Source organism: Chelatococcus caeni, from assembly GCF_014196925.1.
Taxonomy (GTDB): domain Bacteria; phylum Pseudomonadota; class Alphaproteobacteria; order Rhizobiales; family Beijerinckiaceae; genus Chelatococcus_A; species Chelatococcus_A caeni.
Genome location: NZ_JACIEN010000002.1, coordinates 551,991 through 565,068 on the forward strand (window position 1 = coordinate 551,991; position 13,078 = coordinate 565,068).

The 13,078-nt window shown below is 70.8% G+C and carries 12 protein-coding genes; 5 read left to right on the plus strand and 7 right to left on the minus strand.

Features of this window, described 5'->3' with window-relative positions:
* Nucleotides 1-96: 96 nt before the first annotated feature.
* Nucleotides 97-2,241 (plus strand): polyribonucleotide nucleotidyltransferase, encoded by a 2,145-nt coding sequence (gene pnp / locus GGR16_RS11310; RefSeq protein WP_183316656.1) that lies wholly within the window; start codon nt 97-99, stop codon nt 2,239-2,241.
* Nucleotides 2,242-2,472: 231 nt separating this feature from the next.
* On the opposite strand, the gene GGR16_RS11315 is transcribed toward pnp, so the two are convergent.
* Nucleotides 2,473-3,102 (minus strand): S24 family peptidase, encoded by a 630-nt coding sequence (locus GGR16_RS11315; RefSeq protein WP_026015204.1) that lies wholly within the window; start codon nt 3,100-3,102, stop codon nt 2,473-2,475.
* A gap of 196 nt (nt 3,103-3,298) precedes the next feature.
* Between GGR16_RS11315 and GGR16_RS11320 the strand changes: the two genes are divergently transcribed.
* Together GGR16_RS11320 and GGR16_RS11325 are read left to right on the plus strand one after the other, a co-directional pair.
* A complete protein-coding gene (locus GGR16_RS11320) occupies nt 3,299-3,646 on the plus strand; it encodes a DUF952 domain-containing protein (RefSeq protein WP_183316657.1) in 348 nt (115 codons plus the stop codon).
* Entirely contained in the window at nt 3,647-4,732 is a 1,086-nt protein-coding gene (locus tag GGR16_RS11325; protein WP_183316658.1) for a quinone-dependent dihydroorotate dehydrogenase, read from the plus strand.
* Nucleotides 4,733-4,737: 5 nt separating this feature from the next.
* On the opposite strand, the gene GGR16_RS11330 is transcribed toward GGR16_RS11325, so the two are convergent.
* Together GGR16_RS11330 and GGR16_RS11335 are read right to left on the minus strand one after the other, a co-directional pair.
* On the minus strand, nt 4,738-6,093 hold the full coding sequence (locus GGR16_RS11330; RefSeq protein WP_183316659.1) for an MATE family efflux transporter: 1,356 nt from the start codon (nt 6,091-6,093) through the stop codon (nt 4,738-4,740).
* Between the two features lie 13 nt (nt 6,094-6,106).
* On the minus strand, nt 6,107-6,373 hold the full coding sequence (locus GGR16_RS11335) for a DUF6460 domain-containing protein (RefSeq protein WP_019402564.1): 267 nt from the start codon (nt 6,371-6,373) through the stop codon (nt 6,107-6,109).
* 147 nt (nt 6,374-6,520) lie between these two features.
* Between GGR16_RS11335 and GGR16_RS11340 the strand changes: the two genes are divergently transcribed.
* A complete protein-coding gene (locus tag GGR16_RS11340) occupies nt 6,521-7,462 on the plus strand; it encodes an alpha/beta hydrolase (protein WP_026015200.1) in 942 nt (313 codons plus the stop codon).
* Nucleotide 7,463: 1 nt separating this feature from the next.
* Here GGR16_RS11340 and GGR16_RS11345 read toward each other — a convergent pair whose 3' ends face one another.
* Nucleotides 7,464-8,147 carry a response regulator gene (locus GGR16_RS11345; protein WP_019402562.1) on the minus strand — a complete coding sequence of 228 codons (684 nt, stop codon included), beginning with the start codon at nt 8,145-8,147 and terminating at the stop codon, nt 7,464-7,466.
* Nucleotides 8,148-8,341: 194 nt separating this feature from the next.
* On the opposite strand from GGR16_RS11345, the gene GGR16_RS11350 reads away from it, so the two are divergent.
* Nucleotides 8,342-9,853 (plus strand): hypothetical protein, encoded by a 1,512-nt coding sequence (locus tag GGR16_RS11350; RefSeq protein WP_183316660.1) that lies wholly within the window; start codon nt 8,342-8,344, stop codon nt 9,851-9,853.
* On the opposite strand, the gene GGR16_RS11355 is transcribed toward GGR16_RS11350, so the two are convergent.
* The 3 genes from GGR16_RS11355 to GGR16_RS11365 are packed head-to-tail and all read right to left on the minus strand — an operon-like array spanning nt 9,832 to nt 13,051.
* Nucleotides 9,832-10,320, minus strand: coding sequence for a secondary thiamine-phosphate synthase enzyme YjbQ (locus tag GGR16_RS11355; RefSeq protein ID WP_019402560.1), 489 nt, complete (start codon nt 10,318-10,320; stop codon nt 9,832-9,834). The genes GGR16_RS11350 and GGR16_RS11355 overlap by 22 nt on opposite strands.
* Nucleotides 10,317-12,005 carry a cisplatin damage response ATP-dependent DNA ligase gene (locus tag GGR16_RS11360; RefSeq protein ID WP_183316661.1) on the minus strand — a complete coding sequence of 563 codons (1,689 nt, stop codon included), beginning with the start codon at nt 12,003-12,005 and terminating at the stop codon, nt 10,317-10,319. Before GGR16_RS11360 ends, GGR16_RS11355 begins: the two co-directional genes overlap by 4 nt.
* Nucleotides 12,002-13,051: a ligase-associated DNA damage response exonuclease gene (locus GGR16_RS11365; protein WP_183316662.1), complete on the minus strand. Its 1,050-nt coding sequence runs from the start codon at nt 13,049-13,051 to the stop codon at nt 12,002-12,004. Before GGR16_RS11365 ends, GGR16_RS11360 begins: the two co-directional genes overlap by 4 nt.
* Between the last annotated feature and the right edge of the window lie 27 nt (nt 13,052-13,078).

Consider the following 13,078-nt stretch of genomic DNA (forward strand, 5'->3'; position numbering starts at 1 on the left):
CCCGCCGTTCGCGCCCCTCGGGGCCGGCGGGGCGGGCAGCCTCTCGCCGTCTTGCTCATGGCGTCGACCACATGGCCCGACCATGAGAGAAAAGACATGTTCGATATCCAACGCGTGGAACTGGACTGGGCCGGCAAGCAGCTGACCCTCGAGACCGGCCGCGTCGCCCGCCAGGCCGACGGCGCCGTGCTCGCGACCTATGGCGAGACCACCGTGCTCGCCACCGTGGTGGCGGCGAAGGAGCCGAAGCCCGGCATCGACTTCATGCCGCTGACCGTCAACTACCAGGAGAAGGCCTATGCCGCGGGCCGCATCCCGGGCGGCTACTTCAAGCGCGAGGGCCGGCCGAGCGAGCGCGAGACGCTGATCTCGCGCCTCATCGACCGCCCGATCCGTCCGCTCTTCGTCGACGGCTGGCGCTGCGACACCCAGGTCATCATCACGGTGCTGAGCCATGACCTCGAGAATGATCCGGACATCGTCTCGATGGTGGCGGCCTCGGCGGCGCTGACCCTGTCGGGCGTGCCCTTCATGGGCCCCGTGGGCGCGGCGCGCGTCGCCTATGTCGGCGGCGAGTACAAGGTCAACCCGACCTCCGCCGAGATGGAAGGCTCCGACCTCGACCTCGTCGTCGCCGGCACGGCGGACGCGGTGCTGATGGTGGAATCGGAAGCCAAGGAGCTGCCGGAAGACGTGATGCTGGGCGCCGTGATGCACGGCCATGCGCATTTCCAGCCGGTGATCGACGCCATCATCCGTCTCGCGGAGAAGGCGGCGAAGGAGCCGCGCAACCTCGAAGCGGCGGACGTCTCGGAGGTCGAGAAGGCCATCCTCGAGATCGCCGAGGCGGACCTGCGCGCCGCCTACCAGATCGTCGAGAAGCAGGGCCGCTACGCCGCGGTGGACGCCGCCAAGGCCAAGGTGATGGCCGCGCTCTGCCCCGAGGAGGGCGAGGCCCGGTTCGAGGCCGAGAAGGTCAAGGCCGTCTTCAAGGAAGTCCAGGCCAAGATCGTGCGCTGGAACATTCTCGACACCGGCACGCGCATCGACGGGCGCGACGTGAAGACCGTGCGTCGCATCGTTGCGGAAGCGGGCTTCCTGCCGCGCGCCCACGGTTCGGCGCTCTTCACCCGCGGCGAGACGCAGGCCCTCGTGGTCGCGACGCTCGGCACGGGCGATGACGAGCAGTTCATCGACTCGCTGGAAGGCACCTACAAGGAGACCTTCCTGCTGCACTACAACTTCCCGCCCTATTCGGTGGGCGAGACGGGCCGCATGGGTTCGCCCGGGCGCCGCGAGATCGGCCACGGCAAGCTCGCCTGGCGCGCCCTCCACCCGATGCTGCCGCCGCATCACGAGTTCCCCTACACGATCCGCGTGGTCTCCGAGATCACCGAATCGAACGGCTCCTCGTCGATGGCGACGGTGTGCGGCGCCTCGCTGTCGCTGATGGACGCGGGCGTGCCGCTGCGCCGTCCGGTGGCCGGCATTGCCATGGGCCTCATCCTCGAGGGTGAGCGCTACGCGGTGCTGTCCGACATCCTCGGCGACGAGGATCACCTCGGCGACATGGACTTCAAGGTGGCCGGCACCGACCAGGGCGTGACCGCGCTGCAGATGGACATCAAGATCGCCGGCATCACCGAGGAGATCATGCGCGTCGCCCTCGACCAGGCGAAGGCCGGGCGCATGCACATCCTCGGCGAGATGGGCAAGGCGCTCTCGGGCGCCCGCGCCGAGCTCGGCCAGTACGCCCCGCGCATCGAGACCATCAAGATCCCGCAGGACAAGATCCGCGAGGTCATCGGCTCGGGCGGCAAGGTCATCCGCGAGATCGTGGAGAAGACCGGCGCCAAGGTCGACATCTCCGACGACGGCACCGTCAAGGTGGCCTCGTCCGACCTCAAGTCGATCACCGCGGCGATCAACTGGATCAAGGGCATCGCGGCCGAGCCGGAAGTGGGCGTCATCTACGAGGGCACGGTGGTGAAGACCACGGACTTCGGCGCCTTCGTCAATTTCTTCGGCTCGCGCGACGGCCTCGTCCACATCTCGCAGCTCGCGGCGCAGCGCGTGCAGAAGGTGACGGATGTCGTCAAGGAAGGCCAGAAGGTCAAGGTCAAGCTGCTCGGCTTCGACGAACGCGGCAAGGTGCGCCTGTCGATGAAGGTCGTCGACCAGGAGACGGGCGAGGACCTCGAGGCCAAGGGCAAGTCCGACGCCGAGACGGCCGCCGAGTAACGATGGGCCGATCCCTGGGAGGCCGGGCGGACCTGTGCTGTCCGGCTTTGCGGGGAACCGCGCCTCTCGTCCTGGCCGCGCTCGTCGCGGCCAAGCACGCTTTTTCCGTTGCTCAAGGTTGCAAGGCGTGGATGCCTGCGACAAGCGCGGGCATGACGGTGGGGTAGCGTTCAGTCGACAGAAAGCCGCCGGAGCGATCCGGCGGCTTTTCCTTTTCAGGGGGGCCTTCGGCTACTGGCTCGACCAGATGATGCGGGCCATCCAGGCGATGTCGCCGACCGCCACGGCGCGGTCCTCGTGCTCGGGGTTGAGCGAGCGCAGCTCCACCGTGCGGGCGGTGCGGCGCTTCAGCTCCTTGGCCATGAACTCGCCATCGGCCGTCTTGACGACGACGCGGTCGCCGCGCCTGACGCTCGATGTCGGCGAGACGATGATGACGTCGCCGTCGCGGTAGAGCGGCAGCATCGAATCACCCGAGACTTCGAGCGCATAAACCTTCTCGTCGATGCCGTCGGGGAAGGACACCTCGTCCCAGCCGGAGCCGACGGGAAAGCCGCCGTCGTCGAAGAAGCCGCCGCGCCCGGCCTGGGCGAAGCCGATGAGCGGGATGGTCCGGTGAGGCACCTGTTCCTGATGACGGACGACCGACAGGAAGTCGTCGATCGTCGCGCCGGTCGCATCAAGCACCTTGGCGATCGATTCCGTCGAGGGCCAGCGCGGGCGCCCGTCCGCACCGGTGCGCTTGGAGCGGTTGAACGCCGTCGGGTCGAGGCCGGCCTTGCGCGCAAGGCCCGAGGCACTGAGGCCGTGACGGGACGCCAGGGCGTCGATCGCGTTCCAGATCGATTCGTGCGACAGCATGCCCACCTCCCGCTCATCGGAAATGGCGCATCGCGCAGCGGGGGGGTGCCGCCGCGTTAGGATGACAATCTAACTATAGGACTTATTGCCCCGTTTGTCTCGTGCGAAATCTTGCCGCAACAGCCCCTGAATGGGGTGTCCCGCGCATTGATCTTCGCAGCGCGAGCCCCTACAGCGGGAGGGCACTCGCGGGAGTATGGCGGTGGCGTTGGTATACAAGATCTGTCCGCGGCAGATGTGGGCCGAAGCGGAGGCTGCCGGTGTGTTTTCCGGTGCTCCCGTCGATGTCGCGGACGGCTTCATTCACTTCTCGACGGCCGCGCAGATGCGCGAGACGGCGGCGAAGCACTTCGCCGGCCAGCAGGATCTCGTGCTCGTGGCCATCGAGGCCGCAGCCCTCGGCGAAGCGCTGCGCTGGGAGCCATCGCGCGGCGGGGACCTCTTTCCGCATCTCTACGGGCCGCTCGCCCTTTCGGCGGTCCGCTGGGTCAGGCCGCTGCCGCTCGGCGCGGATGGGCGCCATCAGTTTCCGGACGACCTGTAAATGTTCTCGCTCCTCGCATCCTTCGCGCGGCCGGCGCTGCTCGCCCTCGATCCGGAACTCGGCCATCGCCTGGCCATTCGGGCGCTCTCGATGGTTTCCGCCGCGACGCCGGAGGCCGATGCGCCGGCGCTCGGCGTCAAGGCCTTCGGGCTCGACTTCCCCAATCCCGTCGGGCTTGCGGCGGGGTTCGACAAGAACGCCGAGGCGGTCGAGGGGGCACTCGGCCTCGGCTTCGGCTTCGTCGAGGTGGGCACGATGACGCCGCGTCCGCAGCCGGGCAACAGCCGGCCGCGGCTGTTCCGCCTGGTGCGCGACGAGGCGGTCATCAATCGGCTCGGCTTCAACAACGAGGGCCACGCGGCCGGGGTCGCGCGACTTCGCCGCCGTGGCGGGCGGCCCGGCATCGTCGGCGTCAACATCGGCGCGAACAAGGATACCGAGGACCGGATCAGCGACTATGTCGCCGGCATTCGCGCCTTCGCGCCGCATGCCGCCTATTTCACCGTCAACATCTCCTCGCCGAACACGCCCGGCCTGCGCGACCTGCAGCATGCCGCGGCCCTCGACGAACTCATCGCCCGCGTGCTCGACATGCGCGACGCCGTGGCTGAAGAGAACGGGCGCCGGCCCGTGCTCATCAAGATCGCCCCGGACCTGACGCTGCCGGAGCTCGATGCCGTCGTCTCGGTGGCGCGCCGCCGCAGCATCGACGGGCTGATCGTGTCGAACACCACGGTGACGCGCCCGCCCGGCCTCGTGGAGACGATGGTCGGCCAGGAGGCCGGCGGCCTGTCCGGCAAGCCGCTCTTTCCGCTTGCCACGGCGATGCTCGCGGCCACCTACCAGCGCGTGGAAGGAGCCTTCCCGCTCATCGGCGTCGGCGGCATCGATTCGGCGGAGACGGCCTGGACCAAGATCACCGCCGGCGCCACGCTGCTGCAGCTCTATACGGCCCTCGTCTACAAGGGGCCCGGCCTCGTGCGCGACATCAAGGAGGGCCTGCGCGCCCGCCTTGCGCGCGAGAGGCTCGGCAACCTGTCGTCCGTCGTCGGCCGCAACGCGGCCGACCTCGCCCTCAAGGCCTGAACGGCTCAGCCCGCCGCCGGCGGGAAGGACGCGCGGGCAAGGCGCGGGAAGAGGAGCCCCTGGCCGATGCCGCGCACGGCGAGGAAGACGAGGAGCGCCGTCCACAGGCCGGCATTGCCGAGCGGCAGCAGGACGAGGAAGGTGGCGAGGAAGATCGCGAACGCGATGAGCATCAGGTTGCGCATCGCCCGGCCCCAGGTCGCCCCGATATAGACGCCGTCGAAGGTGAAGGCTGCCGCCCCGACGACCGGCGTGAGGGCGGCGAAGACGAGGAAGTCGCGGGCCGCGGCCCGGACCTCGGCATTCGTCGAGATGAAATCGATGAAGCTGTTGCCGAAGGCGAGGAAGAGGAGCGAGCTGCCCGCGCCGAAGAGGAGGCACCAGAACAGCGCGAGCCCCGTCGCCCGGCGGAAGCCGCGCGCGTCCCGGCTGCCGAGCGCCTGGCCGCACAGCTGCTCGGTCGCCGTGGCGAAGCCGTCGAGGAAATAGCCGCCGATCAGGAACATGTTGTAGAGCACGGCGTTGGCCGCCAGCGTCACGTCGCCCTGGCGCGCGCCGTAGGCCGTGAAGACGCCGAAGGCGAGCAGCAGCGCGACGGTACGCACCACGATGTCGGCGTTGAGGCCGAGCATGGCGAGGAGCTTCTCCCGCTCGAGGAGATCCATCCGGGGCACGGCGAAGGGGCGCGAGCCGAGCCGCGCCAGCACGACGAGGCCGAGCCCCACCCCGGCGGCTTCCGCGAGGAGGGTGCCGAGCGCCGCGCCCCTGACGCCGAGGCCGAGCCCGGCGACCAGGACGAGCGTCAGGGCGATGTTGACGACGTTGATCGACACCTGCAGCACGAGGCCGAGGTCGGTGCGGCCGCGGCCGATGACGCTGCCGAGGATGGCATAATTGGCGAAGGCGAAGGGCGCGGACCAGATGCGCAGGTCGTAATAGGCCCAGGCCGCATCGGTCACGGCGCTGCTGGCGCCGACGAGCGCGAAGATGGCGAGGCCGACGGGCCATTGCAGGAGGACGAGGGCGGCGCCCGCCAGGGCCACGATGGCGAGGGCACGGGCGAGCACGCGGTCGATCTCCCGATCGTCGCCGCGCCCGTAGGCCTGGGCGGTGAGGCCGGCCGTGCCCATGCGCAGGGCGGCGAAGCTCCAGAACAGGAAATCGAAGATGACGCCGCCGATGGCGACGGCGCCGAGCAGATGCGCCTCGCCGAGGCGGCCGATCACCGTCGCGTCGACGAGGCCGAGCAGCGGCGTCGTCACGTGCGACAGCATCATCGGCAGCGCCAGCAGCACGATGCGCCGATGGGTCGTTTCGATCCGGCGCGGGGCGATGGCGGGGTCGGCGCAGGCGCCGCTCACGGCCGGCTCACCTCTAGCGGCGGCCGAACAGGCGCACGATCAGCCAGACTGGCACGACGATGATGGCGCCGTACAGCAGCCATTGGCCAACCTCATGGAGAGCGGCGAAGCCGCGGCCGACGACGCGGCGGATGAAGTCGACGATGCCGTCGATGAGGCCGAGCGGCGTGATGCCGAGGAAGGCCATGATGGCGCCGACGAGAACCGACAGGAAAATGAGCTTGATCAGGACCGACAGGGGCGAGCCGCCGAGAAAGCGCTGAAGCGAGCCGTTCGCCATCGTCCGATCCCTTCTGTCCCTCGGCCGGCCCTTCGCTCTGGACCAGAGCTGGCCTCGCATGGTTTCCTCGCATCGGCGCCTGCCGGCCGCCGCGCATGTCGCATGCAACGTGACATGGACGATCCCTTCCTCGCGCGCAAGGTCCCGATGCTCGATCCCCGCCTCTTCCATCCCGACGCCGTCGATGCCGAAACCGCCGCCCTCAACGCGGACATCCTCGCCCGGCTCACCGGCGCGCCCGACCAGTGGAGCGCGCCCGCGGCCGTGGTGCGCGAGAACCGCGCCAAGGGGCTCGGGCCCTTCCCGCCACTGCCGAAGAGCCCGCGGGCGAAGGTCGTCACCATCGACGGGCCGAGCGGGCCGCTTCACCTGCGCGTCATCGCGCCCGAGACGCCGCGGGGCGTCTTCCTCCACATCCACGGCGGCGGCTGGATGCTGGGCGCTGCCGACGAGCAGGATCCCTTCCTCGAGTTCTTTGCCGAGCGGCTCGGCTTCGCCGCCGTGTCCGTCGACTATCGCCTCGCGCCCGAGCATCCTTACCCGGCGGGGCCGGACGATTGCGAGGCGGCGGCGCTGTGGCTGGTGCGCGAGGGGCGCGAGCGCTTCGGCACCGAGCGCTTCATCATCGGCGGCGATTCCGCCGGGGCGCACCTGTCGGTGGTGACGATGCTGCGCCTGAGGGAGCGGCACGGCCTCACGCCCTTTGCCGGCGCCAATCTCATCGCGGGCGTCTACGACCTTGCGCTGACGCCGAGCGTGCGGCGCTGGGGGGAGGAGAAGCTCATCCTCAACACGCGCGACATCTTCCTCTTCGTGCAAGGCTTCCTGCGCCGGGAGGGGGATATGCGCGCTCCCGACGTCTCGCCGATCCATGCCGATCTTTCCGGCCTGCCGCCGGCGCTCTTCACCATCGGCACGCGCGATCCGCTCATCGACGATTCGCTCTTCATGGCAGGGCGCTGGGCGGCGGCCGGCAACCGCAGCGAACTCGCCGTCTGGCCGGGCGGCTGCCATGTCTTCACGCGCTTCGACATCGGCCTGACGCGCGAGGCGCTGGCGCGGATGGAAGGTTTTGTGGCGTCGCTCTAGATCAGGCCGCGCTCGGCGCGGGCACCTGCCCGGCGGCGGCGATCTTGGCCGCGGCGATCACCGCCTGCGTGCGGCTCTCGACGCCGAGCTTCTGCAGGATGGCCGAGACATGGGCCTTGACGGTCGCCTCGGACACGGAGAGCTCGTAGGCGATCTGCTTGTTGAGCAGGCCCTCCGACAGCATCATCAGGACGCGCACCTGCTGCGGCGTGAGGCTGGCGAGGCGCTTGACGAGCTCGCCCGTCTCGCGGTCGACGGGGGCGGCGAGGTCGATGTCGGCCGGCGTCCAGTTGCCGCCGGCGAGCACGGTGCGGATGGCCGTGCGCATGTCCTCGGCGTCGAGCGCCTTGGGGATGAAGCCGGCGGCGCCGAAATCGATGCAGCGGCGGATGACCGACGGTTCGTCGTTGGCCGAGACGATGACGACCGGGATGTCCGGATGCTGGGCGCGCAGGTACATCAGCCCGGAGAACCCCTGCACGCCGGGCATGGCGAGGTCGAGCAGCACGAGATCGGCGGAGGCGTCCGCATTGAGCGCGGCGCACATGTCGGCGAAGGAGCCGGCCTCGACGATGCTCGCGTCGGCGACCACCCCCGCCAGCGCCTGGCGCAAGGCGCCGCGGAACAGCGGATGGTCGTCCGCTATGATGATGCGTGCTGCGGAATCGCTCACGGCCCACCCCATGCTCTGCCGTGCCATTTTTCGCCCCGGGGCGGCGAGACGGCAAGCCCTGCGTTCGTCGGTCCCGCACCCGTCAAGGCAAAATCCGCACAACCGCTGAACTTTGCGGGACTGAGCCGAGCAGAAGTTTGCCATGTGCGGTGCGTCATGTCACACGAAGATGCTGCGGACAATGGCGGGAGCGGGAGCCTCGGGACATGATGGCAGGCGGCAGGCCGGGGGGGCAGGCGCAGCGCCTTCTGCTCGCGGCGGCGATGGCGTCCGTGATCGGGCTGATGTGGCTGCTCGAGCGCATCGGCGTGCCCGAATCATTGCTGACGCCCGTGCTGCTCAGCCTGCCGCTCGTGCTCTTCCTCCTCGTCGGACTCGGGGCGCGGACGATGAGCCTCGCCACCTTCGATGCCGCCGACCGCAGCCTGCCGGCGGCGGTGGCGACCCTCGCCCTGCCGGTCGTCGTGCTGGCACTCGTCGTGCTGGCCGGCAATGCGCCCGCCCTGCGCTGGGGCGCCGTCGCCGGGCTCGTGCTGCATGCGGTCCTCGCTCCCTTCCTCCACGATATCGCCGCCCCGACGCCTGCAGGCACCCTCGCCGGGCGCTTCGGCGCGCCGGCGCGCTTCGCCGCCGTCGTCGTCCTCGTGCCCGTCACCTTCATCGCGCTCGCCCTGATGCTGCAGGATGCGGCCGTCGTCCTCGCGCAATCGCTCGCCCTCGGCTATCCCGCCACCCTGCGCCTCCTTCTTGTTCTCGCCGCGGTGGTCGCCATGGTGGGCGGGCTGAGGGCCGTCGCTGCGACGCTCGCCGTGCAGGGCGGGCTGGTGGCGGGGTTTGCCGGACTGCTGGCCGCGACCCTTGCCGCGGCCTGGTGGCACGCCTTCGTCGAGAGCGTGCGCTCGGGGGCGGACACCGTGATGCCCTTTGCCGGGGCGGTCGCGCCGCTTCTTGCCTGGCTCGCGGGCGGGCCGGCGGAGGAGGGCATGCTGGTGCCCTTCCTCGTCGCGATGCTGGGCGTCGCGGCCTTGCCCCTCGTGACCGGCCTTTCCGCGGCCCTGCCGGGCAGGGGCCTTGCCGGCCGTGTCTCGCTGCGGGCGGCGGTGGTGCTCGCAGCGCTCGTCCTCATCGTCGATGCCGCCGTGGTCTATCTTCCGGGGGCGCTGCTCGAAGGCTCATGGCTGCTCAGGCAGATGTCGGCCGTCGCGCATCTGGCGACGATGCTGGCGGGCGTCGCCGCCCTCGGCTTCCTTCTCGGCCTTATCCTGTCGCGCGACGTCTACCGGGTCAACGCGCCGCGGGCCTCCACCGCCCGCAAGACCGTGATCGCGCGGCTCGCCGTGCTCGCGGCGTTGGGGGCCGCCGCGGCAGCCGTTCCGCTCGCGGGCAACGTCGCGCCGGCGGTGGCGGTGAACCTCGTCCTCGGTGTCTCGGCCGGCGCTCTCCTGCCGGCGCTCCTCTTCGCGCTGCTGCCCGGCGGGCGGGGCTGGGCGGCCGCGCTCGCCATCCTCGGCGGCGCGGCGATCGTCGCCTCGACCGAGCTGCCCGCGCTGGCGCCGGCCCTCATCGCCGGCACGCCAGCACTCGCCTGGCCCGCCGCGCGGCTCGGGGAAGCGGCGCCCCTGTGGGCGGCGGCCTGGGCCGTCCTCGTAATGACGCTCGGCCTCGCGCTGTCGCGCTGGCGGGGCGGCACCGCCGGTCAGGCGCTCGCATCGTCCTGAGCGGCGCCGATCGCCGTGACGAGCACCTCCCGCGCGTGCGGACGGTCGCGGTGCTCGATGAGGTAGATGCCCTGCCAGGTGCCGAGCGCCAGCCGCCCCGAGACGACGGGCACGGCGAGCGAGGCGTCGGTCAGCATGGTGCGGATATGGGCCGGCATGTCGTCCGGCCCCTCGATGGCGTGCACATAGGTTCGGTTGCGCGGGGCGAGATGGTCGAGGGCCGTCGCGAGATCCGCGCGCACGTCCGGATCGGCATTCTCCTGGATGGTCAGCGAGGCCGAGGTGTGCCGGCAGAAGACCGTGAGGAGCCCGTCGGCGATGCCGCTCGTCGCGAGCCACCGCCGGACGGCATGGGTGATGTCGGTGAAGCCGGGCCCGCGCGTGCGGACCACGAGGCGCGCGCTCGCCTGGCGCGTCACGGGCCCGGCGCCGAGCGGCGTCGTCTCGATGGCGTCGCGTTGCGTCATGTCTTCCCCGCCCTCGTCTTCATCGTTCCCTCGCGCGGCAAGAGGCCGGCGAGATAGTCGAGCCGGTCGGCCTCGCGCGGCGGCTTGTCCCAGCGGATGCGGCTGATGCGCGGAAAGCGCATGGCGACGCCGGACTTGTGGCGCGTCGACTGCTGGACGCCCTCGAAGGCGACCTCGAGCACGAGGCCGCGCTCGCCCGTGTGGACGACCTCGCGCACCGGGCCGAAGCGGTTGACCGTCTCCCGCCGCACGAAGCGGTCGAGCTCCTTCAGCTCCTCGTCGGTGAAGCCGAAATAGGCCTTGCCGACGGGCACGAGCTCCTCGCCCTCGGGCCCGCTGCGCCACAGGCCGAAGGTGTAGTCGGAATAATAGGACGAGCGCTTGCCGTGGCCACGCTGGGCATACATCAGCACGGTGTCGACGAGGTGCGGGTCGTGCTTCCACTTGTACCACAGGCCCTTGGGCCGGCCGGGGACATAGGGGCTGTCGCGGCGCTTGAGCATGACGCCCTCGACGGCCTCGGCATCGATGCCGGCGCCGGCCTCTTCCGGCCGGGCGCGCGCGGCGACCAGTTCCTCCCAGCTGGCGAAGGGCACCAGCGGGGAGAGGTCGACGCGCCCGCCGGCGAGCCGCGCGACGAGCGCCTCGAGCCGCCGGCGCCGCTCCGCGAAGGGCAGGGGACGCAGGTCCTCCTCGCCCTCGCCCAGCAGGTCGTAGGCGCGGATATGGGCGGGGAATTCCTGCATCAGGCGCGGCGTGATCGCCTTGCGGTTGAGGCGCTGCTGCAGCACGTTGAAGCTCTCGACGCGCCCCCCGCGCAGGACGAGAAGCTCGCCGTCGAGCGCCCCGACGAAGGCGTCTTCCGCGATGAGGGCCTCGCAGAGGTCGGGAAAGGAGCCGGTGATGTCCTCGCCGGTGCGGGAATAGAGCCGGACGATACGCCGGCCCTCCAGCGTCAGTTCGCGCACGGCCTCGATGCGGATGCCGTCCCATTTCCATTCGGCACAGAATTCGGCCGGGTCGAGGCGCGAGAACTCCTCCTCGTCGAGCGGGTGCGACAGCATCGGCGGGCGGAAGGGGGCGACGACGAGCCCCTCCGGCCGCTCCGCCCGGCCTTCGAGCCAGGCGAAGAGCGGCTCGTAGGGCGGTGTCAGGCCGTGCCACAATTCCTCGACCGCATTGGGATCGACCCCGCCGAGCCCGGCGACGGCCGTCTTGGCGAGGCGGGCGGAGACGCCGATGCGCAGCGCCCCGGTGATGAGCTTGAGCAGCGCCCAGCGCCCGGTCTCGTCGAGCGCATCGAGCCAGCGCGCGAGAAGGCCGGGCAGTTCGGTCTTCGCCGTCATGGAGAGGCCCTCGACCACGTCGGCGAGGCGCGGCGGCGAGGCGTTGTGGCCAGTGCCCGCCTGCGATGGCGCCGGCCACATGAGGGCGACGGTTTCGGACAGGTCGCCGACATAGTCATAGGAGAGGGCGAAGAGCACCGGATCGGTGCGCTCGGCAATGAGCGCGCGCACGAGGCCGGGCTTGGCGTTGCGGAAGGAGAGCCCGCCCGTGAGGGCGGCGAGGGCATAGCCGCGCTCGGGGTCCGGCGTCGTGCGGAAGAAGTCCTCCATCAGCCGCAGCTTGGCGTTGCGGCGCGGCTCGAAGGCGAGGCGGTCGAGCAGCTCGGCGAAGTCGTTCATGCCGAAGGCTCCGCGACGGCTTCCTCCGCGACGGCTTCCGCCTCCGCCTCGTCGTCGCCGTAGCCGAGCATGTTGAGGGGACGTGCCGCGAGCCCCTCGCGCGTGCACCAGTGCACCAGCGCCTCCTCCTCGCCGTGCGTCACCCAGACCTCGCCCGCCCCGGTCTCGCGGATCGTCGCGCACAATTCGTCCCAGCCGGCATGGTCGGAGACGACGAGCGGCAGCTCGACGCCGCGCTGGCGGGCGCGGGCGCGCACCCGCATCCAGCCCGAGGCGAAGGCGGCGACCGGATCGGGGAAGCGCCGCGCCCACAGGTCCTGCAGGGCGCCCGGCGGGCACAGCACGACCGCGCCGCCGAGGCTCTCGCGGCCGCCGGGCTCGACCTTGCGCAGGTCGCCGAGGGCGATGCCGAGCTCGCCATAGAGCTGCATCAGCCGCTCCATGGCGCCGTGCAGGTAGACGGGCCGGTCATAGCCGCGCTGGCGCAGGAGGGCGACGAGGCGCTGCGCCTTGCCGAGGGGATAGGCGCCGAGGAGGTGCGCCCGCTCGGGAAAGAGCGTCAGGGAATGCAGCAGCTTGTCGATCTCGCCGGCGGCATCGGGATGGCGGAAGACCGGCAGGCCGAAGGTCGCCTCGGTGATGAAGACGTCGCAGCGCACGGGCTCGAAGGGCGCGCAGGTGGGGTCGCTAGCGCGCTTGTAGTCGCCGGAGACGACGATGCGCAGGCCGCCCGCCTCGATGAGGATCTGCGCCGAGCCGAGCACGTGGCCCGCCGGCAGGAAGGTGACGCGCACGGGCCCGAGCGTCACCGCCTCGCCGTAGCGCACCGCCTGGGCGGTGCCGCAGAAACCCTCGCCATAGCGCGCCGCCATGATGGCGAGCGTCTCCGCCGTCGCGAGCACGGCGCCGTGGCCGGCGCGGGCGTGGTCGGAATGGCCGTGGGTGATCAGCGCACGCGGCACCGGCCGCAGCGGGTCGATATGGACGTCCGCGAGGGGGCAATAGAGCCCGGCCGGTGTGAGCGAGAGAATGTCGCGCGCCTGCATGGAGGCAAGATAGTTGCTCCCTCCCGG